This is a genomic window from Pseudoclavibacter sp. AY1H1 (assembly GCF_002931055.1).
Taxonomy (GTDB): Bacteria; Actinomycetota; Actinomycetes; order Actinomycetales; family Microbacteriaceae; genus Pseudoclavibacter.
Genome location: NZ_PSXX01000008.1, coordinates 83,193 through 101,588, shown reverse-complemented (window position 1 = coordinate 101,588; position 18,396 = coordinate 83,193). Strand labels below are relative to the sequence as shown.

Below are 18,396 nucleotides of genomic sequence, written 5' to 3'. Positions count from 1 at the left end.
GCTCCAAGCTGGACAAAGGAGTTCCCATGACCGACCAGACCACCACCACGCCCCGCACCATCGGCGTCGGCCTCATCAGCGTCGGCTGGATGGGTCGCCTCCACTCGCGCGCCTACCGAGCCGTCCCCGACCACTTCCCCGAGCTCGGCATCAAGACGCGGCTCGTCGTCGCCGCCGACCCCGTGCCGGAAGCCCGCTCACAGGCAGAGGAACGACTCGGCTTCGAGCGCACCGTCGCCGACTACCACGAAGTGCTCGCGGACCCAGAGGTCGACGTCGTCTCGATCTGCTCCCCCAACTTCCTGCACGCCGAGATGGCCATCGCGGCAGCCGAAGCCGGGAAGCCGTTCTGGATCGAGAAGCCCATGGGACGCTATGCGTCCGACTCGCGGCGCATCGCATCCGCAGTGGATGCCGCCGGCATCGTCACGGCTGTCGGGTTCAACTACCGCAACGCACCCGCGATCGACCACATGAAGCAGCTCATCGAGGAGGGCGCCATCGGCCGCGTCACGAACGTGCGCGGCGCGCTCCTCGCCGACTACTCGTCCGACGCCCTCGCACCGCTCACGTGGCGATTCGAGCGCGAGCGCGCCGGATCCGGCGTGCTCGGCGACCTGCTCTCGCACGGCCTCGACCTCGCCCAGCACGTCGTCGGCCGCATCGGCAGCGTCTCCGCGACCGCCGAGACCTTCATCACCGAGCGCCCAGCCCCGGGCACGGGCATCGTCGACCGCTCCGCCCCCGGAACCGGCGAGCTGAAGCCCGTGGAGAACGAGGACTACGCCGCCCTGCTCATGCGCTTCGACAACGGCGCGATCGGCATCATGGACTCCAGCCGCATCATGCGCGGCCCCCGCGCCGAGTACGCCCTCGAGGTGTACGGCACGAAGGGCTCGCTGCGGTGGGACTTCCAGCGCCTCAACGAGCTCGAGGTCTGCCTCGACTCGTCGAACCCGTACGGCTACACGACCGTCTACATGTCCCCCGGCCACGGCGAGTTCCACCGCTTCCAGCCGGGCGGCGGAACCGGCATGGGCTTCGACGACCTCAAGACCATCGAGGCGGCGCGGTTCCTGGAGAGCGTCGTCACGGGCAGGCAGGTCGCTCCGTCGGTCGCCGACGGGCTCGTCGCCGCGCAGATCGTCGAGGCCGCGGAGGCGTCCATCGAGGACGGCCGCTGGCACGACGTGCCCGCCCGCGCGTAGCCGCCGGCACGGCTTGCGCCCCAACGCCCACCGCGCAACGAGATTCGGGATGGGTTCCACGCCTCGGGATGGGTTGCAACCCATCCGCATGCGCGAAAGCCATCCCGAAACTCAGCGTCGCATCACGGCCGGACGCCCTGCGGAACGCCCGCCGCACGACGAGTTTCGGGATGGGTTCCACGCCTCCGGATGACTTACAACCCACCCGCATGCGCGAAAGCCATCCCGAAACTCAGCGCCGAGGCCGCGGAGGCGTCCATCGAGGACGAACGCTGGCACGACGCCCACCGCGCAACGAGTTTCGGGATGGGTTCCACGCCTCGGGATGGGTTGCGACCCATCCGGAGGCGTGAAAGCCATCCCGAAACTGAAGATGCGCGCCAGGCGCCGGCGGGAGAGCTGCCGCGGCGCCGCTAGAACGTGGCGGCGCCGCTCTAGAACGTGGCGGCGTCGATCACGAAGCGGTAGCGCACGTCCGACTTGAGAACGCGCTCGTAGGCCTCGTTGATCTGCGCGGCGTCGATGAGCTCGATCTCCGGCGCGATGTCGTGCTCGGCGCAGAAGTCGAGCATCTCCTGCGTCTCGCGGATGCTCCCGATCGTCGATCCTGCGAAGGAGCGGCGGTTGTTGAAGAGCGTGAACGCGCGCACGGGGATCGGCTCGGCCGGCGCACCGACGTAGACCATGGTGCCGTCGAGTGTCAGCAGGTTGAGGTACTGGTCGATCTCGAGGTTCGCGCTCACCGTGTTGATGATGAGGTCGAACGTGTTCCGCAGCTCCGAGAACGTGGCCTTGTCGCTCGTCGCGTAGTAGTGCTTCGCTCCGAAGCGCAGTCCGTCTTCCTGCTTGCTGAGGGTCTGCGAGAGCACGGTGACTTCGGCGCCCATGGCGACCGCGATCTTCACGGCCATGTGGCCGAGGCCGCCCATGCCGACGACGGCGACCTTCTTGCCGGGTCCTGCATTCCAGTGGGCAAGCGGCGAGTACGTCGTGACACCGGCGCAGAGCAGCGGGGCGGCCTTCTCGTACGGGATGCTCTCAGGCACGCTGAGCACGAAGTCGGCGTCGACGACGACGTTCGTCGCGTATCCGCCCTGCGTGATGCTGCCGTCGCGGTCCTTGCCGCCGTACGTCATGACGTTGCCGTTGGTGCAGTACTGCTCGGAGCCGGCCTTGCAGTTGTCGCACTCGCGGCACGAGTTGACCATGCAGCCAACGCCGACGCGGTCGCCGACCTTGTGCTTGGTGACGTCGGAGCCGGCCTCGGCGACCGTGCCCACGATCTCGTGGCCGGGGGCGAGCGGGTAGGGAACCTGGCCCCACTCGCCGCGCACCGTGTGGATGTCGGAGTGGCAGATGCCCGAGTATGCGATGTCGATGAGCACGTCGTTCGCTCCGACGTCGCGGCGCTCGATGGTGATGGACTCGAGCGGTTCGGTTGCTGAGGGGGCGGCGTAGGCCTTCGCGGTCGTCATTCGTGCTCCTTCGGGATGTGCGTGGAGGTCGTTCGCTCGCCTGCTCCGGTTCTCAGAGCACGGCGGGACCGAGGAGACTCTATGCCTCGCCCCGACCGTCACTCTCCGCGAGCGTTCAGGTCGCCACGCTTGAGCGCGACGTTGGGATGCGTCGGCCGCGCCGTCGCCTCCGGCTGAGCTGGCGCATCTGGACCCTTCGCGGCGGCGCCGGTCACCGCATCCACGACCTCGTCGACCGAGACGATGCGCAGCATTCCTGTCTCGAGGCCGACGGCGACCTCGTCGGGGATGACGTACATGGCGCGTGTCTCAGGGCCGGCGGTCGCGGTTCCTCGGAACTGTCGCTTCGACATGACCCTCGCCTCGCGCGGCGCGCCACGACGACGACGCCGGAACTGCCGGGCGAGGAACCGCCCCAGGGTGACGCCGCCGGCGATGCCGATGCCGATGGAGCCCGCCTGCACGAGTCGCAGCACGCCGTCGTCCGAGGAGGAGCTCGACGTGATGTCGAGCATCCCCTGGTAGATGGCCAATCCTGGAAGCAGGGGCACGGTGCCGCAGACGGTGGTGATGGTGGCGGGGATGTGCAGCTTGCGTGAGAGGCCTTCGCCGAGGACGCCGATGATGAGGGCGGGCACAGCGGTCGCGACGAGCGGCTCTGTTCCGGCTGTCACGAGGATGTCGTAGCCGAGGTACGCGATTCCGCCGAACACCATGGCGACCAGGGCGGTGCGCACGGTCGCGTAGGACGCGAGCGCCCACGCCGCGGCTGCGATGGCGGCGCCGACCACCTGCACGGCCGAGGGCCACGGCTGCACGGATCGTTCGACGAGGCGAAGGTCGATGCCGAGGCCCCGCGCGACATCGAGAACGACGGCGATGCCGACGATGAGGCCGAGCGTGAGCAGCACCACTTCGAGCAGCCGCCCCATCGCCGTGATGGGGAAGCCGTTGATGGCGTCGTCCGCTGCACCCACGAATGACATCCCGGCGAGCAGGACGACAAGCCCGGATGCGACGACAAGCGCCGGCGGGAGCGCGGCGAACTCCACTGGCAGCACCGGGAGCAACGCGAGCAGGCCAACGGCCACCCCCGTCGCGATAGCGGCACCAGCGATCTGCAGGAAGAAGGCGGGGAGCCCCCAGCGGCCCAGAGCTTGGAGGACGAGGTCGACGATCACGGTCGTCGCCGCCGAGAGCAGGCAGACGAGCGGTCCGCCACCGAGCAGGAAGCCGACGCCGCCGGCCATGAGCGCGAGCCACACGGTGACCATCGAGCGGCGGAAGCGCTGCGGGGCGACGAGGATCTCGTCGAGGCGCTGGTGGAACGACTCGAGCTGCTTCAGGGCCTCTTCCAGCTTCGCCGGGTCGTCGATCGTCTCGGCGACGTCGATATCGTTGGGGTCGGCCGCGATCTCGCGCGACAGCTCCATGACCCGGGTGAGGCGGTCGTAGTCGGGGAGGCGGCTGTTGACGACGCGCAGCAGGCTGATGCCCGCGCCGTCGTTCGCGCCATCGTGCACGACGAGGATCGACGTGAAGGTGAGGTCGATCTGGCAGTCGACGCCGAACGCCTTCGTGGTGCGGCGGATCGCATCCGTCACGTCCGTCGCGGAGGCACCGAGCGCGAGCATCGTCTCGCCGACCCGCACGGCCAGCTCGAGCACCTCGCGGATGCTGCGTTCGGCGAGCAGGGCACGCTGCGCGCGGCGCCCGATGGTCGTCGACGGGGTTTTTCCGCCGACCTTCCTGGCCAGGTTGTCGAAGAAGTTCTTACCGCGCACGGCCGGAGTCTAATTGCGCGGGAGAGGCCGCGTCAGCGTCCGGAGACGATGTGCACGAGGCCTCTCAGTGCCTCTCCGAGCGGCTCGACTTCGTCGGCGGTGTTGTGCGCGTGGAAGGACAGCCGCAAGTTACCGGCGCGGTTGGCGGCCATCACGTCGAGGTGCTCGAGCGTGTCCTTGATCTGCTGGGTTGCGCCCTCGACGGGGGCGAGCGCGAGGATCGCGGAGCGAGCATCCGGGAGTCCCGCCGCCGACGCGAATGCGGCGCTCACCTCGAGCGCGTGCGCTTCCAGTTGTGGCGCTCCCACCCCGAGGAGGAACTCGAGCGAGGCCTCCGTGCCGACCCATGCCTGCCAGGCGGGCGAGACGTCGAAGCGTCGCGCATCCGCTGCAAGCCGGAGCGGCAGCCCGTAGATGCTCGACCACGGGTCCTCACCTGCGTACCAGTTCGCGGCGAGCGGGCGGATGCTGTCGTGCAGTTCCGGATCGAGCGTCAGGAAGGCGGTACCTCGCGGGCACAGCAGCCACTTGTAGGCGGCGCAGACGGTCGCGTCGAAGCGGCTCGCGTCGACGTCGTTCCACCCGGCGGACTGCGTGAGGTCGATGAGGGTGCGCGCCCCGTGCTTCTTCGCCGCCGCTTCGATGGCGTCGAGGTCGGCGAGGGTGCCCGTCGAGGACTGCACCGCCGAGACGACGACCCAGGCCGTGTCCGAGCCGATCTCCTCGGCGAGGGTGTGCATGGGCACCTCGCGCAGCCTCAGGCCACGGTCGGCGTGGGCCGCGAACGGGAAGCTGACGCTCGTGAAGTCGTTCTCCGCGAAGAGCACCTCGGCGCCGTCCGGGACCGAGGCTGCGATGAGTCCGACGAGGGGCGAGACCTGGTTGCCGATCGCCACCCAGGCGGCGGGCACGTGTACGAGCTCCGCGTAGAGCTGCCGCGATCGAGTGACCGTGGCGTCGTAGTCGTTCGCCTGTCGGCGCCCCGCGCTCCAGCCTGCGATCTCCCGCGTGAGCGCATCCGTTGTCGCCTTCGGCGGCAGGCCCATCGACGCGGTGTTCAAGTAGAGGGGCTCCGCCGTGAAGGAGGCTGCGTGGATCCAGGACATGAGGCCAGGCTAGCGACCGGTGGTGGGGCGATCATCTCCGAGCGCGAGGCCATGTCGGACTGAATGGCGGTGGGCGTCTCCGTCGTCGACGAGTTCGGTCTTCCGCTCGAGGTGACCGCGGGACCCATCACCGTGGAGCTCATCGACGAGGTGCGACAGCGCCACATCGTGTCGTGACCGACCAGTTCCCCAGCCTGAGTCTGCCGTTCCGCGGTCGCGCGATCACGTCTTCCCGACGGCCGCACCGCTCGGTACCCTTCGAGCATGACCGAGACGACAGCGCTGCGCCGTTCGAAGATGCCCCTCTGCGCGGCGGTCCTCGCCCTCGCCGTCGCAGGGCTCGTGGGATGCGCGCCCGCCGATCCGCAGACCGGAGACCGGTCCCCGGGTGACGAGCCGTACCTCGTCGAGTTCGAACCAGAACCCGCCCGGTCTGCCACGCCCACGGAGGGCGAGCTGTTGAGCTCGCCGGATCGTGTCAACGGGGCGGCGGTCCTCAGCGAGGACGGCACCCGCTTCACGGTGATCCGCACGGACAGTCCGGATGACTCCTGCAGCGAAGCCCCCATCCGCCTGATGGTCGTCGACCCGACGACCATCCTCGTGACCTACCGCTTCCTCGGCGAACCTGGCCAATTGTGCAGCGCCGTGGGGACGACCCGCGTCGACGAGTTCGAGGTCCCGCCGGGAATCGAACCGCGCGGCGTCGAGGTGCGCACCGCGAACGAGGCGACGCTACCCGCGCCACTCGCGTTCGATGCGGCACCGGCCACGGACGGCGGTGGGGGTGCGAACGTCGAGTTCCCGAGCCTGAACGCGTTCGAGCTGCTGAGCTCGGCGATTTCTACGCCCGAGGAATCGGCCACGGTCGTCAGCACCGACCCCTACGGCCCAGTGCCTGCCGTCATCTCGCACCCGGACGGCTCGTTCTCCGTTGTCCGCACGGACTCCGCCGATCCGTGCGGCCGGATGCCAGCAGAGCTCGTCGCACTGAGCGCCTCCGAGGTCGCCGTGCACTACCGCTTCCTCGGCGAACCCGGTCAGGACTGCGGCCTCGAGCAGATCGATCGCACCGACACCTTCTCTGCCCCGGCGGGCGTCACCGGTGCGGTCGCCGTCTCGATCGCCTTCGAGTACCCGAAGTACCGCCCCATCGTCATCGAGCAGCTCCCGACGTGAGACGGGAGAAGGCAGCTGCGTGATTCCAGGACAGGCGCCTCGACTCCTCATCGCGAGTTGAACTCGCCCTCCCGCAGCCCACCCGGCAGCGCCGTGTCGCACAGCCGGAGCCTTCCCCGGGACCGCCCCACTCTGTAGCCTTCGAGCATGACCGAGACGACAGCGCTGCGCCGTTCGAAGACGCCCCTCGCCGCGGCTCTTGCCGCGCTGGCTCTCGCGACGCTCGTCGGATGCGCGCCCACGGACCCGCGAGTCGGGAACCCGAGCGAGACGCCCGGGGCTGACGGAGGCGTCTACGTCGAGGAGTTCGATCTCGCGGTGGCCAGAGCTGCGACCCAGGAGGAAGAAGAGCTGCTCCGCCAGGAGGACAACTTCCGGGTCGAAGCCGCCGTGCTGAGCGAGGACCGGGAGACGTTCCGCGTCGTTCGCAGCGACAACGGGGTGGACACCTGCAGTGAGGCGCCGTCGCGGCTCATGGTGCTCGACAGCACGACGATCCTCATCACGTACGCCTACCTGGGCGATCCTGAACAGGCCTGCACACTGACCGGGATGACGAGGGTCGACGAGTTCCAGGTCCCGCCCGGGATCGACCCGGAGGGTGTCGAGGTGCGCATGACGAGTGAGTACGTGCAGACCGACGACCCGACCGTGGAGACCCCGTCCGGGGCGACGACGGAGGCGGTCGCCCCAGCTTTCACCACGCTGGACGGCGCTGTGGCACCCGTCGCGACAGCCGAGCAGTCGGCCCTCATCCCCGGAACGGACATCACGCAGCGTCGGCCCGTGGTCGTCGCCAATGACGACGGGACCTTCACCGTCATCCGCCCAGACGGCGCTGAGCCGTGCAGCCACGTGCCGAGCGAACTCATCACATTGAGCGCATCCGAGATCTCGATCAATTACCGGTACCTCGCGAAAGACGGTGACGGTGCCAGCTGCAGCGTCGAATCGATCGACCGCGCCGACGTGTTCGCCATCCCTGCGGGCGTCGCCGGGAATGTCTCCGTCTCGATCACGCACGAGAGTTCCCCGCTCGGCCCCATCATCATCGAGCCAGCTACGACGTGAGATCGTGAGCACATGAAACTCGCCGAAGCGCTCCTGGAGCGCGCTGATCTGCAGAAGCGCGTCGAGTCGTTGCAGGCTCGCATCGTCGCGAACGCCTCCTATCAGGAGGGTGAGCAGCCGACCGAAGACGCGAGTGAGCTGCTCGAGGAGTGCGCGACTCGCCTCCTGCAGCTGGAGCGTCTCGTGACGTCGATCAACATCACCAACGCGACCGCACCCACGGAAGATGGGCGCACCATCACGGCGCTGCTCGCGGCGCGGGAGACGCTGCGCACGCAGCACAGCATCCTGGTGCGGGCAGCGGATGCGGCGGCCGGGTCGTGGGGGCAGCGGCAGATGCGCAGCGAGCTGCGGCAGATGTCCGCACTGCCGGTGCGCGACGTGCGTGCCAAGGCCGACGGGGTCGCGCAGGCGCTCCGCGAATTGGACGTCGTCATCCAGCGCACGAACTGGGAGGTGGAGCTCCTCGAGGCGTAGCCGTCGACGGGGCGAACACGGGGAAGACTGTCGCGGTGAGTCGGTAGGCGAACGGCGCGAGCACACACCGAGGGCTGGCGGTTTCCAGTCCACCTGTCGACGCGGTGGGCAGCGTCTCGGCTTCGGCCGTCACACCTCAGCCCAGCATCCCTCACCGGGAACCGCGCACGTAGGACACCTCATCACCATGTGCTGGCCGGACGCCGAGGGCGGGATCGGGGACCTCACCGCACCGAGAACGACGGTCAGCGCCTTCTGCGTGCCCGCGGGGTTCGGCGGCGCCTTGTGCGCGCTACGCCTGCTCGCTCGGCAGCACCGATACGGCGAACCACTGCCCGTAGCCGTCCTGCGCGAAGGTGAGCGTCGATCCGCGGTCGATGGTCGCCTCGTTGTGGGTTCCGCACATCGACACGTGCTGCGTGTCGTAGGAAACGCCGGGGCGCACCTTGCCGTCGATGACGGGCAGCAGCGCAACCGGGCCGTCGGTCGTCAGGCCCGGCAGGTCGCGGTCGCCGACGCGGAACAGCTCGCGATCGATGCCGGAGCTCGCAGCGAGCGCATCGACATCGCTGTACGGGCAGCCGAGCACAAACGCGCTCGCGTCCTCGGGGAGCAGCTCATCGATCTCCATCGTCGCCGAGAGCTCGTTGACCTTGAGGTGATCGACCAGGCGCACCGGATCGGGGGTCGCGCAGGCCGACAGCGAGGTCACGGAGAGCACGCTGAGGGCGACGAAGGTCACTGCTCGACGGGGGTGCACAGGAGTGACCCTACTTGTTGGACCGGGTCTATCGCGTCATCCGAAGTGGTGAACTTCGTCATCCGAGAGATGGATGTGACGCATCCGTGGCCGTGCATGCGGACTTCCAGCCTTCCGCGCCTGCGGGCCTGCGGGCGGAACCAGCCCCCGCGGCACCTCCCCCGAACCTAGGAGCGATCTGCGGAGCGCACGCCGACCGCGTGAGAGATGGGTGTGGGAAAGAAGGCGCGCGACTCGAGGAGCTCCGCCCGGTGCGTGCCACAGCTCGCACAGGCGCTGTAGATGATCGTGCCGAGCGACGTCGCGTGTCGGGATGCGGTGACCCATCCGTGCTCGACGCACGTCGGCCCGGCGTCGGCGACTGCTGGAACGGGCGCCTGCGCGGCGGCAGGCAGGGCGATAGGGCGCGTGGCGAAGTCATCTGCTGGCGTGAGTCTCTTCATGCCATCGAGCCTGGTGTAATAGCCTTATGCATCTCAACCCTTACGGTGAGTACGCCGTCATCCTGGCCGCTTCGCTGGCCAACGACTGGCCAGCGGACCGCCCCGCGCTCCTCGCTCGCACCCGCGAGCACGGGATGACCATGCCATTTCCGCCGGAGGCCGAGGACCACGCGCGCACCCGAGCCGTGATCGACGAGTGGCTCCGCGTCGTGGATGCCCCGAGTGACGAACAGCGCGCCGAGGTCCTCAACACCCTCATGGCCTCGGCGACGGCATATCCGCGCCTCACCAACCACGACAACGAAGGCTGGCACCTCCACTACCGCGACTGGAACATGTCCCTGCCGGACATCCTGCTCGCCGTCATCACCGTCGGCACCGCCCTGCACCTCACGACGCGAGGCATGCACCGCCTCGGCCGGTGCGCGGCCGGCCTCGACGAGGGCGACGAGTGCCGCAACGTGGTCGTCGACGTCACCCGGAACGGGCGCCAGCGCTACTGCTCGGTGCGTTGCGCGAACCGGGCCGCCGTTCGCCGACACCGGGCTCGCGCGACGAGGTGAGCGCATCCGCACCCAGCACGCTCCTCGCCGAGGGCACCTGCGAGGTGCCCCGGATGCGCGTGATGGGTTTCCGCGACCGTGATGGGAAGAAACCCATGACCAGTCACCGAAACCCATCACGCCCAACGCCGAAACCCATCAGGGATGCAGAAACCCTGCAAGCTCACCCGGCGCGAGTCGCACGCGCGCGACGCCGACATCCCGGAGCTTTGCCAGGCAGGGCCGCGCCAGGCAGGGGCCGCGCCTGCTAGGACCGCGTCGCCTCGAGGCCGCGCTCGAGGTCGGCGAGGATGTCCTCGATCCCCTCGATGCCGATCGACAGGCGGATGAGTCCTGGAGTCACACCGGCCTCGTCGCGCTGCTCCTGCGAGGAGCGCTTGAAGATCGTCGATTCCATGTGCAGCGCGAGCGATCGCACGTCGCCGATGTGCGTCATGTGGCTGACCAGGTCGAGGGCCTCCACGAACTTGCGCGCCGCATCCGGGCCGCCGGGAAGGTCGAACGAGACGACGGAACCAGCACCGTCCGGCAGGTACTTCTGGGCGAGGGCGTGGTACTCGTTCGACGGCAGTCCCGAGTAATCGACCGAGGCGACCTCGGGTCGGGCCTCGAGCCATTCGGCGACGCGCTGCGCGTTCGCGACATGGCGCTCCATGCGCAGCGACAGCGTCTCGATGCCGTGCAGCAACAGGAACGTGCTGGTCGGCGGCACCGTGGGTCCGTAGTCGAGGACCGTGACCGACTTCACGTAGCTCATGAACGTGTCGGCGCCGTACCGCTCGATGAAGGAAGGGGCCCCCTCGAACGACCCCTTCGTGAAGTGCGGGAACCGCTCGGAGTTGGCGGCCCAGTCGAACTTCCCAGCGTCGACGATGACACCGCCGATGACTGAGCCATGACCCGAGAGCCACTTCGAGGTGGAATGGATGACGATGTCGGCGCCCCACTCGATGGGACGACAGAGGTAAGGGGTCGCGACCGTGTTGTCGACGATGAGCGGCACCCCGGCCTTGGCGGCTACGCGCCCGAGCAGCTCGAGGTCGACGACGTCGTTCTTCGGGTTGGGGATCGACTCCGTGTACACGGCCCGAGTCTCGGGGCGGATGCGCGCGAGCCACTCCTCCTCGCTCGCATCCGCGCGGAGGAATTCGAAGTTCAGGCCCTGCCGGGTGAGGCTGCCGTCGAACAGCTGCCGGGTGCCCCCGTAGAGGCTCGCCGTCGAGAGGATGTGGTCACCGGAGGCGGCCAGCGAGAACAGGGTCATGGCGATGGCCGCCTGCCCGCTCGACACGACGAGCCCGTTCCGCCCACCTTCCAGGTTCGCGATGCGCTTCCCCGCGACGACGTTCGTCGGGTTGTCGCCGCGCGAATAGGCGCGCCCGACGCTCTCGCCGGAGAATCGGGCCTCGGCCTCGTCGTAGGACGGGAAGACGTACCCGGCGCTCTGGTAGATCGGGGTCACGCGTGCGCCGACGTCGCTGTCGACGACCGCGCCGGCGTGGATCTGCCTGGTCGCAAAGGTCTGTTCGTTTCGCTCTTCAATGGCCACAGGGTCAACGTACGGAACTCGCGTCAGCTTGTGGAGCCGCGGCGAAACCTTTGGAAATACGCGAGGGGCCTCGAGCGTTTGCGTGGTTACGTTTCCCACATGCCCTCGCCGACAAGCAGCACCGAGACCACGAGGCGCTTCGACGCCGTCACCCGCGCGGAGCTGGCCCGCCCCGACAGCCGAAAGTGGAGCCTCAACGAGGGCACCATCGGCGCGTGGGTCGCGGAGATGGATTTCGGGACGGCGTCGAACGTGCGGCAGGCGATCCTCGGAGCCGTCGAGGAGGACGAGCTCGGCTATCTCGCCCCACCCACCTGGGCGCGCACGGCGACGGCCGCATCCGCGTTCTTCGAGCGACGCTATGGCTGGGCGGTGGAGCCCGAGCGCATCCACCACATCGCCGATGTCATGGGCGCCTTCGACGTGTTCGTGCGCCACTTCACGGCTCCGGACTCCCCGATCATCGTGCCGACGCCCGCGTACATGCCGTTCCTCGTGACCGACGCGCTGCAGGGGCGCGAGACGATCGAGGTGGCGGGAGTGATCGAAGACGAGCGCTGGACGCTCGACTTCGAGGGCATCGAGCGTGCCTTCGCGAACGGGCCGGCCAACGTGGTGCTCGTCAACCCGCACAACCCGACGGGCGCCGTCTACACGAGAGAGGAGCTGCTCCGCCTCGCCGACATCGTCGAGCGCGGCGGCGGCCGCGTCTTCGCGGACGAGATCTGGGCGCCACTCACCCTCGACGGGCCGCAGCACATCCCGTACGCGTCCGTCTCGGCCGAAGCGGCCCGCCACTCGGTGACATCGACGGCGGCCTCGAAGGCGTGGAACGTCGCGGGCCTGAAGTCCGCGCAGATCATCTTCACGAACGACGCCGACCTCGAGCACTACCGCACGTTCGGCTTCGGAGTCGTGTGGGGCTCGTCGATCCTGGGTGCGTTCGCTGCCGAGGCCGCGTACAGCGACAGCGACGGCTGGCTCGACGAGGTGAACGCGGCGCTCGTCGAGAACCGCGACCTGCTCTTCCGGCTGGTTGCCGAGCTCCTGCCCGGCGTGCGCGCCATCGTGCCCGAATCGACCTACGTGGCCTGGCTCGACGTGTCAGCCCTCGGCATCGATGGCCCACCCGCGAAGTTCTTCCTCGACAACGCCGGCGTCACCCTGACCGCAGGCGCGTCCTGCGGGGCCGATTTCGAGCAGTACGTGCGCATCGTGTTCGCCACCCCGAAGCCGGTGATCGAGGAGATCATCCGGCGCATGGCCGACGCTCTCGCGGCCCGCTAGGGCACCGCACCCTCCCAACGGAGCGGCAGGCGGGCGGGCCTAGGCCCGCTCGCCGAGACCGATCGCCTAGTTCTGCTCGGCGATGCGCTCGTGGTGGCGGATCACCTCGGCGATGACGAAGTTGATGAACGTCTCCGCGAACTCGGGGTCGAGGTGCGCCTCCTCCGCGAGCTGGCGGAGGCGGAGGATCTGGCGTCGCTCACGGTCGGGGTCTGCGGGCGGCAGGCCGTGCTCCGCCTTCAGCTCACCGACGAGGGTCGTGAACTTGAAGCGCTCGGCGAGCATGTGCACCAGCGCGGCATCGATGTTGTCGATGCTGCCGCGGATCGAGGTCAGCCGGCGCAGCGCTGCATCGTCCGACGTGTGCTGGACCTGCGCGTCGCGAGCGGATGCGGGGGCCTCGACGCCATCGACGTGCTCGTTCCTGACTGCGGGGGCTTCGCTCGATGAGGACATGCCAGGAGCCTAGCGCTGGCTCCGTGTCGCGAGAAATACGCGCCAGGCGCGGCACGGGACCGATACTCCCCGCAACCGTCCCAGGATTGGAGATTGTCAACAATAGACAGCAGGGCTAGCCTGGACGCATGTCGAACCCCACCGAGCCTGCCGACGGCCACCGCCACGACGGCGATCAGCCGGCGCACGACCACGACGGCGGCGAGGCCTTCAGCCCGACGCATCCGTGCGTCGAACGCTCCTCCGAGCTCCACGAGGACCACGGGCACAGCCACGGGCTCGGCGACCACACGACGGCCACGGGCAAGCACCGCAAGAAGCTCATCATCGTCCTCGCCATCACGGCGAGCGTCTTCCTCGTGCAGATCGTCGGAGCCTTCGCCTCGAACTCGCTCTCCCTGCTCGCCGACGCCGGCCACATGCTCACGGATGCGGCCGGCGTCACCGTCGCGCTCCTCGCCAGCTACGTGGCGACGCTCCCCGCATCCTCCCGCCGCACCTTCGGCTTCCAGCGAGCGGAGGTGCTGGCGGCACTCATCAACGGACTCATCCTCGGCGTCATCGCCGTCACGATCTTCATCGAGGCGATCCGCCGATTCGGGCAGGAGGTGGAGGTCGAGTCCGGCATCATGCTCGCCGCGGCGGTCATCGGAGCCGTCGCGAACCTCGTCTCGCTCCTCGTGCTGCGATCGGGCCAGAAGGAGAGCCTGAACGTGCGCGGCGCGTACCTTGAGGTCCTCGGCGACCTGCTCGGCTCGGTGGCCGTCATCATCGCGGCCATCGTCATCTGGGTGACGGGGTGGATGGTCGCCGACCAGATCGCGTCGATCCTCATCGCCGTCCTCATCTTCCCAAGGGCCATCAGCCTGCTCCGCGAGGTGGTGGACGTGCTCATGGAAGCCACCCCGAAGAACGTCGACCTCGACGCCACTCGCAGGCACCTGCGGTCCGTGCCCGGGGTCGTGGATGTGCACGACGTGCATGCGTGGACCATCACGTCCGGCGTGCCCATGTTCTCCGCCCACGTCGTCGTCGCCCCGGAGACGCTCGACGAGCGGGGCCTCGACGCCGTGCTCTGCGAGCTCGACGCGTGCCTCAAGGAGCATTTCGAGACGAGCCACAGCACCTTCCAGGTCGAGCCCGCCACCCATGTCGACCACGCGGCCCACTCGGGTCAGCTCCACAGCTGAGGACGCATCCCATGAGCGCAGCAGCCACGCTTGGCCTCCAGAGCCAGCAGACCTCGGCGATCATCGCCGACCATCTCCGCGAGCAGGTCATCGACGGCTCGTTCGCACCAGGCGCGCAGCTGAACGAAGCGCGCATCGCCGCTGACTACGAGGTCTCGCGCGGGCCGGTTCGTGAGGCGCTGCAGCGGCTCGTCCAGGAGGGCCTGCTCGAGAGCCGCCGCAATCGTGGCGTCTTCGTCCGAGAACTCACCGACGAGGACGCCGCGGAGATCTTCGCGGCCAGGGAAGTGCTCGAGTGCGCGGCCGCCGCCGTCATCGCGGCCAAGTCCCCCGCCGAGCGGGCGAGCATCGCCTCGGCCCTGTCCGCCGTCGTGGCGGAGCTGCACGAAGCCGCCCATGCCGGCGACGAGATCCGGGCACTCCGCATCGACCACGCCTTCCACCGGAGATTCGTCGAGAGTGCAGGCAACTCGCGCCTCTCCCGGGCGTACTCGACCATCGCGACCGAGTCGCTCATCTGCACCTCGCACGCAATCGGCGCGCACCCCGCGCTCGGCGACTTCAGCACCCATCACGAGGAACTCGTCCGCCTCACCGAGCAGGGCGACATCGAGGGCATCCACGAGGCCGTGCACCGGCACCTCACACCGCGCACCGCCTGAACGGGCACCGCGACCGGCGCGCGAGCTCGAGGCACAACGACGAAGAGCGCATGCCCCTGAGGGCATGCGCTCTTCGCACGTTCAGCGTTCCGGGCCGCCGAATGGGAACCCGGAATGCGGGACTTCTAGCCGCTGAGGCCGTCCAGCACAGCTGCCGTTCCGGAGAGGCCGAGGCGTGAGGCGCCGGCTTCGACCATGGCAAGCGCATCCGCCGTCGAGCGGATACCGCCGGACGCCTTCACGCCGAGCCGTTCGCCGACCGTGGCACGCATGAGCGCCACGGCATGGGTGGATGCTCCGCCAGCGGCCGAGAAGCCCGTCGACGTCTTCACGTAGTCGGCCCCCGCGGCTTCGGAAGCCTGGCAGGCGGCGACGATCTCGTCGTCCGTCAGCGCGGCAGACTCGATGATGACCTTGAGGAGTGCGGACGGGGCGGCCTCGCGGACCGCGGCGACGTCCGCCTGCACGAGGTCGGCCCGGCCAGCCTTCAGCATGCCGATGTCGATGACCATGTCGAGCTCGTCGGCGCCGTCGGCGACGGCCCGCGCCGCCTCTGCGGCCTTGATCGCGGAGTGGTGCTTCCCGGAGGGGAAGCCGACCACGGTCGCGATCTTCACCTCGCCCGGGTCTCCCTGCACGGGGAGCATGTTGGGCGAGACGCAGATGGAGAACGCCTTCAGGGCCTTGGCCTCCTCGAGGAGGGCAGCCACCTGCCCAGGGGTCGCGTCGGTCTTCAGCAGCGTGTGGTCGACGATGCCCGCGAGCTCGGCTCGCGTGACCCGGTCATCCGGATGCGACTGTTCGTTCACCTCCGCCATCAGCTGACGATGTTGATCTGCACGTCGACGTTGCCGCGGGTGGCGTGCGAGTAGGGGCAGATGTCTTCGTGCGCGATGCGAGCGACCTCTTGGGTCTCCTCGCTCGACAGGTTCGGCGCGTAGACGTCGTGGACCACCGAGAGCTCGAAGCCAGTGGGCTCGCGCTTGCCGATTCCCACCGAGGTGGAGACGGCGGCGTCCTTCGTGTCCTTGCCGAGCTGCTTTCCTGCCGCGTGGAATGCGCCGAGGAAGCAGGCCGAGTATCCGGCGGCGAAGAGCTCTTCAGGGTTGGTGCCCTCTCCGCTGCCACCCATCTCCTTCGGGGGACGCGTGTCGAGATCGATGCGGTCGTCTTCCGAACGCACGTGGCCGTCGCGGCCACCACCGGAAGCGTGGGCAATTGCGGTGTACACAGGAGTCGTCATGGGTCCATGGAACCACGTCTGCTGACGGACACGCTGAGCCGAGCTCCGCGTTCTCCTTCAGCGGGCTGATCTTCCGTCGACGGGACCCGCCTCGCCCACCAGCGCCTGCCCGGCCTCGACACGTGCACGCAGCCGTTCGCGGACGGTCGACCACTCTGGCTCGATGACGGAGAAGCGGACCGTGTCTCGCCAGGTGCCGTCCGCACGGAGCTGATGACGCCGCAGCACCCCCTCCCGGGCAGCGCCGAGCTTGGCGAGCGCCGCCTGCGAGCGTTCGTTGCGGTTGTCGACGCTGAACTCGACTCTCCCGAAGCCCACCCGGAAGAGGTGGTCGAGGAGCACCAGCTTCGTGGCCGGGTTCACGACGGTCCCCCACACCGCTGGCGTGTAGGCGGTCCACCCGATCTCCGCCGACTCCCTGGCCAGGTCGACGCGACCGATCGAGGTCGTGCCGACAGCCCGCCCGTGCTGCGGCCCGCCGTTGACTCTGACGACGTAGGTGCATCCATTTCGGGGCCCAGGCGTGTAGTTCTCCACCCAGTCGCCCCAGTCTCGACGGTCGGGCATCCCAGCGGGACCCCCACCCCATCCGGAGGCGAACACCTCTGGCACGCAGAGGACATCGCCCAGCTCCGCCCAGCCTGCCGCGCTCGCCGGATGCAGCGAGACGTGCCGGCCTTCGAGTACCTGCGAGGGTTCGAGATGCATACCCTCATGAAACACGATCCGAGCGCGCCGATCGACAGCGACGCGTCCAGCGCCGGGAGGCGCGCTGCGGGTTCGGGCACAGCGGCACGGAATGCCGATTCCGCTTTCGCAGCCTGGATCGGCCCGTCGCAGACCCCGCGAATCGCCAGATCAGGCATGGATTCACGAGCACACCGACCAAAAGACATGTGGACGATCCGAATGGACTAAACGGTTCATTAGCGACACCAGACGCGCGCGTCGGCCCGCCACCACCGTGTTAGCTTCCTCCATGTGGTGAGCGAAACGGCACCGCCCGGGCAACCCCACGAAAGTGAAGCAGCCTTCGGCGGCACAGCCACCACATCCGTGAGATCTCGAGCTGCGGCTCGAGGCGGCGAACGGAACAGAGAGCAACCAAATACTCCCCTCGCCGGCGCGTAACGCCGGGTTCGAGAAACTGCAGCCCGCATCAACACGGGGTGGGCGTCATCGGGGGACGACGCCCGACTGCACTCCTCACCTGGCGACCGCGGCAGGGGACGATGGGCACCAACCTCGGGGGAGGTTGGTGCCCATCACTGCATGCGCGGGCGGTGACGGGCGCCTGAGGTCAGGAGGCTCGGTACCTGCCCGGCCGATGATTGAGCATGATGATGAGACTCAGCACGCCGGCACCGAGCGCCGAGATGAGCACCTGCGACGGGTCGAGGACGGTGAAGGAGGCAAGCACCACCAGCAGGTCGAGCGCGAGCAGCACGTAGCCGGCCCGCACGCCGAACTTCTCCTGCGCCACGAGTGCGACGACGGTGAATCCGCCGAGACTCGAGTTGTGTCGGAACAGGATGAGCAGCCCGACGCCGCACAGGACGTTGCCGAGCACCGCCGCGTAGACGGGAGGCAGCTCGAGAGGCCCAACCCCCGCGACGGATGCATGCAGCGAGGTCAGCACGGAGACGAGCGCGATCGAGACGAGGCTCCTCACGACGAACCGCCAGCCCTTGCCTCGAGCGGCGAGCGCGAAGAACGGCAGGTTCACGACGACGAAGATGACTCCGAATGGAACGGGCAGCACGTACCCGAGCAGCAGCGCCAGGCCGGCGGTCCCTCCGGTGACGAGGCCGCCCGACTTGAGGAGGAAGAGCCCGAACGAGATGACCAGAACTCCGACGGCGAGGCCGGCGATGTCGTCGAGAGCGCGGTGGCGTGGAGGCGCGACGAGTTCAGGCATGCGCCGAGCATGTCGCCCGGGGGTA

Annotated in this window: 19 protein-coding genes; 8 read left to right on the top strand and 11 right to left on the bottom strand. The window is 68.7% G+C overall.

The window, feature by feature from the left end:
• Positions 1-26: 26 nt before the first annotated feature.
• Positions 27-1,208: a Gfo/Idh/MocA family protein gene (locus C5E05_RS13150; protein ID WP_104342156.1), complete on the top strand. Its 1,182-nt coding sequence runs from the start codon at positions 27-29 to the stop codon at positions 1,206-1,208.
• Between the two features lie 434 nt (positions 1,209-1,642).
• Here C5E05_RS13150 and C5E05_RS13145 read toward each other — a convergent pair whose 3' ends face one another.
• From C5E05_RS13145 to C5E05_RS13135, 3 genes are all read right to left on the bottom strand, one after another.
• Positions 1,643-2,683, bottom strand: coding sequence for an NAD(P)-dependent alcohol dehydrogenase (locus tag C5E05_RS13145; RefSeq protein WP_104240104.1), 1,041 nt, complete (start codon positions 2,681-2,683; stop codon positions 1,643-1,645).
• Positions 2,684-2,781: 98 nt separating this feature from the next.
• Positions 2,782-4,467 carry a threonine/serine exporter ThrE family protein gene (locus tag C5E05_RS13140; protein ID WP_104240103.1) on the bottom strand — a complete coding sequence of 562 codons (1,686 nt, stop codon included), beginning with the start codon at positions 4,465-4,467 and terminating at the stop codon, positions 2,782-2,784.
• Between the two features lie 32 nt (positions 4,468-4,499).
• Positions 4,500-5,573: an aminotransferase class V-fold PLP-dependent enzyme gene (locus tag C5E05_RS13135; protein WP_104240102.1), complete on the bottom strand. Its 1,074-nt coding sequence runs from the start codon at positions 5,571-5,573 to the stop codon at positions 4,500-4,502.
• Between the two features lie 264 nt (positions 5,574-5,837).
• On the opposite strand from C5E05_RS13135, the gene C5E05_RS13130 reads away from it, so the two are divergent.
• From C5E05_RS13130 to C5E05_RS13120, 3 genes are all read left to right on the top strand, one after another.
• Positions 5,838-6,752, top strand: coding sequence for a hypothetical protein (locus C5E05_RS13130; RefSeq protein WP_104240101.1), 915 nt, complete (start codon positions 5,838-5,840; stop codon positions 6,750-6,752).
• A 147-nt stretch (positions 6,753-6,899) separates the two neighbouring features.
• A complete protein-coding gene (locus C5E05_RS13125; RefSeq protein ID WP_104240100.1) occupies positions 6,900-7,823 on the top strand; it encodes a hypothetical protein in 924 nt (307 codons plus the stop codon).
• Between the two features lie 12 nt (positions 7,824-7,835).
• The gene (locus C5E05_RS13120; RefSeq protein WP_104240099.1) at positions 7,836-8,300 is read left to right on the top strand and encodes a DIP1984 family protein; all 465 of its coding nucleotides are present in this window, start codon (positions 7,836-7,838) and stop codon (positions 8,298-8,300) included.
• 292 nt (positions 8,301-8,592) lie between these two features.
• On the opposite strand, the gene C5E05_RS13115 is transcribed toward C5E05_RS13120, so the two are convergent.
• Together C5E05_RS13115 and C5E05_RS13110 are read right to left on the bottom strand one after the other, a co-directional pair.
• Positions 8,593-9,060 (bottom strand): hypothetical protein, encoded by a 468-nt coding sequence (locus C5E05_RS13115; protein WP_146080460.1) that lies wholly within the window; start codon positions 9,058-9,060, stop codon positions 8,593-8,595.
• Between the two features lie 167 nt (positions 9,061-9,227).
• Complete coding sequence (locus tag C5E05_RS13110; protein WP_104240097.1) at positions 9,228-9,503, bottom strand: hypothetical protein; 276 nt, start codon at positions 9,501-9,503, stop codon at positions 9,228-9,230.
• Positions 9,504-9,529: 26 nt separating this feature from the next.
• On the opposite strand from C5E05_RS13110, the gene C5E05_RS13105 reads away from it, so the two are divergent.
• A complete protein-coding gene (locus C5E05_RS13105; protein ID WP_104240096.1) occupies positions 9,530-10,066 on the top strand; it encodes a CGNR zinc finger domain-containing protein in 537 nt (178 codons plus the stop codon).
• A 247-nt stretch (positions 10,067-10,313) separates the two neighbouring features.
• Here C5E05_RS13105 and C5E05_RS13100 read toward each other — a convergent pair whose 3' ends face one another.
• Positions 10,314-11,615 carry an O-acetylhomoserine aminocarboxypropyltransferase/cysteine synthase family protein gene (locus C5E05_RS13100; protein WP_258064863.1) on the bottom strand — a complete coding sequence of 434 codons (1,302 nt, stop codon included), beginning with the start codon at positions 11,613-11,615 and terminating at the stop codon, positions 10,314-10,316.
• A gap of 99 nt (positions 11,616-11,714) precedes the next feature.
• Here C5E05_RS13100 and C5E05_RS13095 point away from each other — a divergent pair, with 99 nt between their 5' ends.
• Positions 11,715-12,902, top strand: coding sequence for a MalY/PatB family protein (locus C5E05_RS13095; protein ID WP_104342155.1), 1,188 nt, complete (start codon positions 11,715-11,717; stop codon positions 12,900-12,902).
• Between the two features lie 66 nt (positions 12,903-12,968).
• On the opposite strand, the gene C5E05_RS13090 is transcribed toward C5E05_RS13095, so the two are convergent.
• Positions 12,969-13,358: a chorismate mutase gene (locus C5E05_RS13090; RefSeq protein WP_104240094.1), complete on the bottom strand. Its 390-nt coding sequence runs from the start codon at positions 13,356-13,358 to the stop codon at positions 12,969-12,971.
• Positions 13,359-13,486: 128 nt separating this feature from the next.
• Here C5E05_RS13090 and C5E05_RS13085 point away from each other — a divergent pair, with 128 nt between their 5' ends.
• Together C5E05_RS13085 and C5E05_RS13080 are read left to right on the top strand one after the other, a co-directional pair.
• A complete protein-coding gene (locus C5E05_RS13085; protein WP_104240093.1) occupies positions 13,487-14,548 on the top strand; it encodes a cation diffusion facilitator family transporter in 1,062 nt (353 codons plus the stop codon).
• Positions 14,549-14,559: 11 nt separating this feature from the next.
• Positions 14,560-15,210 carry a GntR family transcriptional regulator gene (locus C5E05_RS13080; protein WP_104240092.1) on the top strand — a complete coding sequence of 217 codons (651 nt, stop codon included), beginning with the start codon at positions 14,560-14,562 and terminating at the stop codon, positions 15,208-15,210.
• Between the two features lie 125 nt (positions 15,211-15,335).
• Here the strand turns inward: C5E05_RS13080 and deoC are convergent, their stop codons facing one another.
• The 4 genes from deoC to C5E05_RS13060 form a co-directional block, all read right to left on the bottom strand.
• Positions 15,336-16,028, bottom strand: coding sequence for a deoxyribose-phosphate aldolase (gene deoC / locus C5E05_RS13075; protein ID WP_104240091.1), 693 nt, complete (start codon positions 16,026-16,028; stop codon positions 15,336-15,338).
• The gene (locus C5E05_RS13070; protein WP_104240090.1) at positions 16,028-16,453 is read right to left on the bottom strand and encodes an organic hydroperoxide resistance protein; all 426 of its coding nucleotides are present in this window, start codon (positions 16,451-16,453) and stop codon (positions 16,028-16,030) included. Before C5E05_RS13070 ends, deoC begins: the two co-directional genes overlap by 1 nt.
• Before the next feature lie 57 nt (positions 16,454-16,510).
• Positions 16,511-17,161 (bottom strand): GNAT family N-acetyltransferase, encoded by a 651-nt coding sequence (locus C5E05_RS13065; RefSeq protein WP_104240089.1) that lies wholly within the window; start codon positions 17,159-17,161, stop codon positions 16,511-16,513.
• A gap of 592 nt (positions 17,162-17,753) precedes the next feature.
• Complete coding sequence (locus tag C5E05_RS13060; RefSeq protein WP_104240088.1) at positions 17,754-18,371, bottom strand: YitT family protein; 618 nt, start codon at positions 18,369-18,371, stop codon at positions 17,754-17,756.
• Positions 18,372-18,396: the final 25 nt, after the last annotated feature.

Excerpts from the sequence above, each read along its gene's own strand:
- C5E05_RS13090 (WP_104240094.1), bottom strand. The coding sequence starts at position 13,358 with ATGTCCTCATCGAGCGAAGCCCCCGCAGTCAGGAACGAGCACGTCGAT.
- C5E05_RS13125 (WP_104240100.1), top strand. The coding sequence starts at position 6,900 with ATGACCGAGACGACAGCGCTGCGCCGTTCGAAGACGCCCCTCGCCGCG.
- C5E05_RS13145 (WP_104240104.1), bottom strand. The coding sequence starts at position 2,683 with ATGACGACCGCGAAGGCCTACGCCGCCCCCTCAGCAACCGAACCGCTC.
- C5E05_RS13070 (WP_104240090.1), bottom strand. The coding sequence starts at position 16,453 with ATGACGACTCCTGTGTACACCGCAATTGCCCACGCTTCCGGTGGTGGC.
- C5E05_RS13135 (WP_104240102.1), bottom strand. The coding sequence starts at position 5,573 with ATGTCCTGGATCCACGCAGCCTCCTTCACGGCGGAGCCCCTCTACTTG.
- C5E05_RS13085 (WP_104240093.1), top strand. The coding sequence starts at position 13,487 with ATGTCGAACCCCACCGAGCCTGCCGACGGCCACCGCCACGACGGCGAT.
- C5E05_RS13150 (WP_104342156.1), top strand. The coding sequence starts at position 27 with ATGACCGACCAGACCACCACCACGCCCCGCACCATCGGCGTCGGCCTC.
- C5E05_RS13065 (WP_104240089.1), bottom strand. The coding sequence starts at position 17,161 with ATGCATCTCGAACCCTCGCAGGTACTCGAAGGCCGGCACGTCTCGCTG.
- C5E05_RS13130 (WP_104240101.1), top strand. The coding sequence starts at position 5,838 with ATGACCGAGACGACAGCGCTGCGCCGTTCGAAGATGCCCCTCTGCGCG.
- C5E05_RS13095 (WP_104342155.1), top strand. The coding sequence starts at position 11,715 with ATGCCCTCGCCGACAAGCAGCACCGAGACCACGAGGCGCTTCGACGCC.
- deoC (WP_104240091.1), bottom strand. The coding sequence starts at position 16,028 with ATGGCGGAGGTGAACGAACAGTCGCATCCGGATGACCGGGTCACGCGA.
- C5E05_RS13060 (WP_104240088.1), bottom strand. The coding sequence starts at position 18,371 with ATGCCTGAACTCGTCGCGCCTCCACGCCACCGCGCTCTCGACGACATC.
- C5E05_RS13105 (WP_104240096.1), top strand. The coding sequence starts at position 9,530 with ATGCATCTCAACCCTTACGGTGAGTACGCCGTCATCCTGGCCGCTTCG.
- C5E05_RS13080 (WP_104240092.1), top strand. The coding sequence starts at position 14,560 with ATGAGCGCAGCAGCCACGCTTGGCCTCCAGAGCCAGCAGACCTCGGCG.
- C5E05_RS13110 (WP_104240097.1), bottom strand. The coding sequence starts at position 9,503 with ATGAAGAGACTCACGCCAGCAGATGACTTCGCCACGCGCCCTATCGCC.
- C5E05_RS13120 (WP_104240099.1), top strand. The coding sequence starts at position 7,836 with ATGAAACTCGCCGAAGCGCTCCTGGAGCGCGCTGATCTGCAGAAGCGC.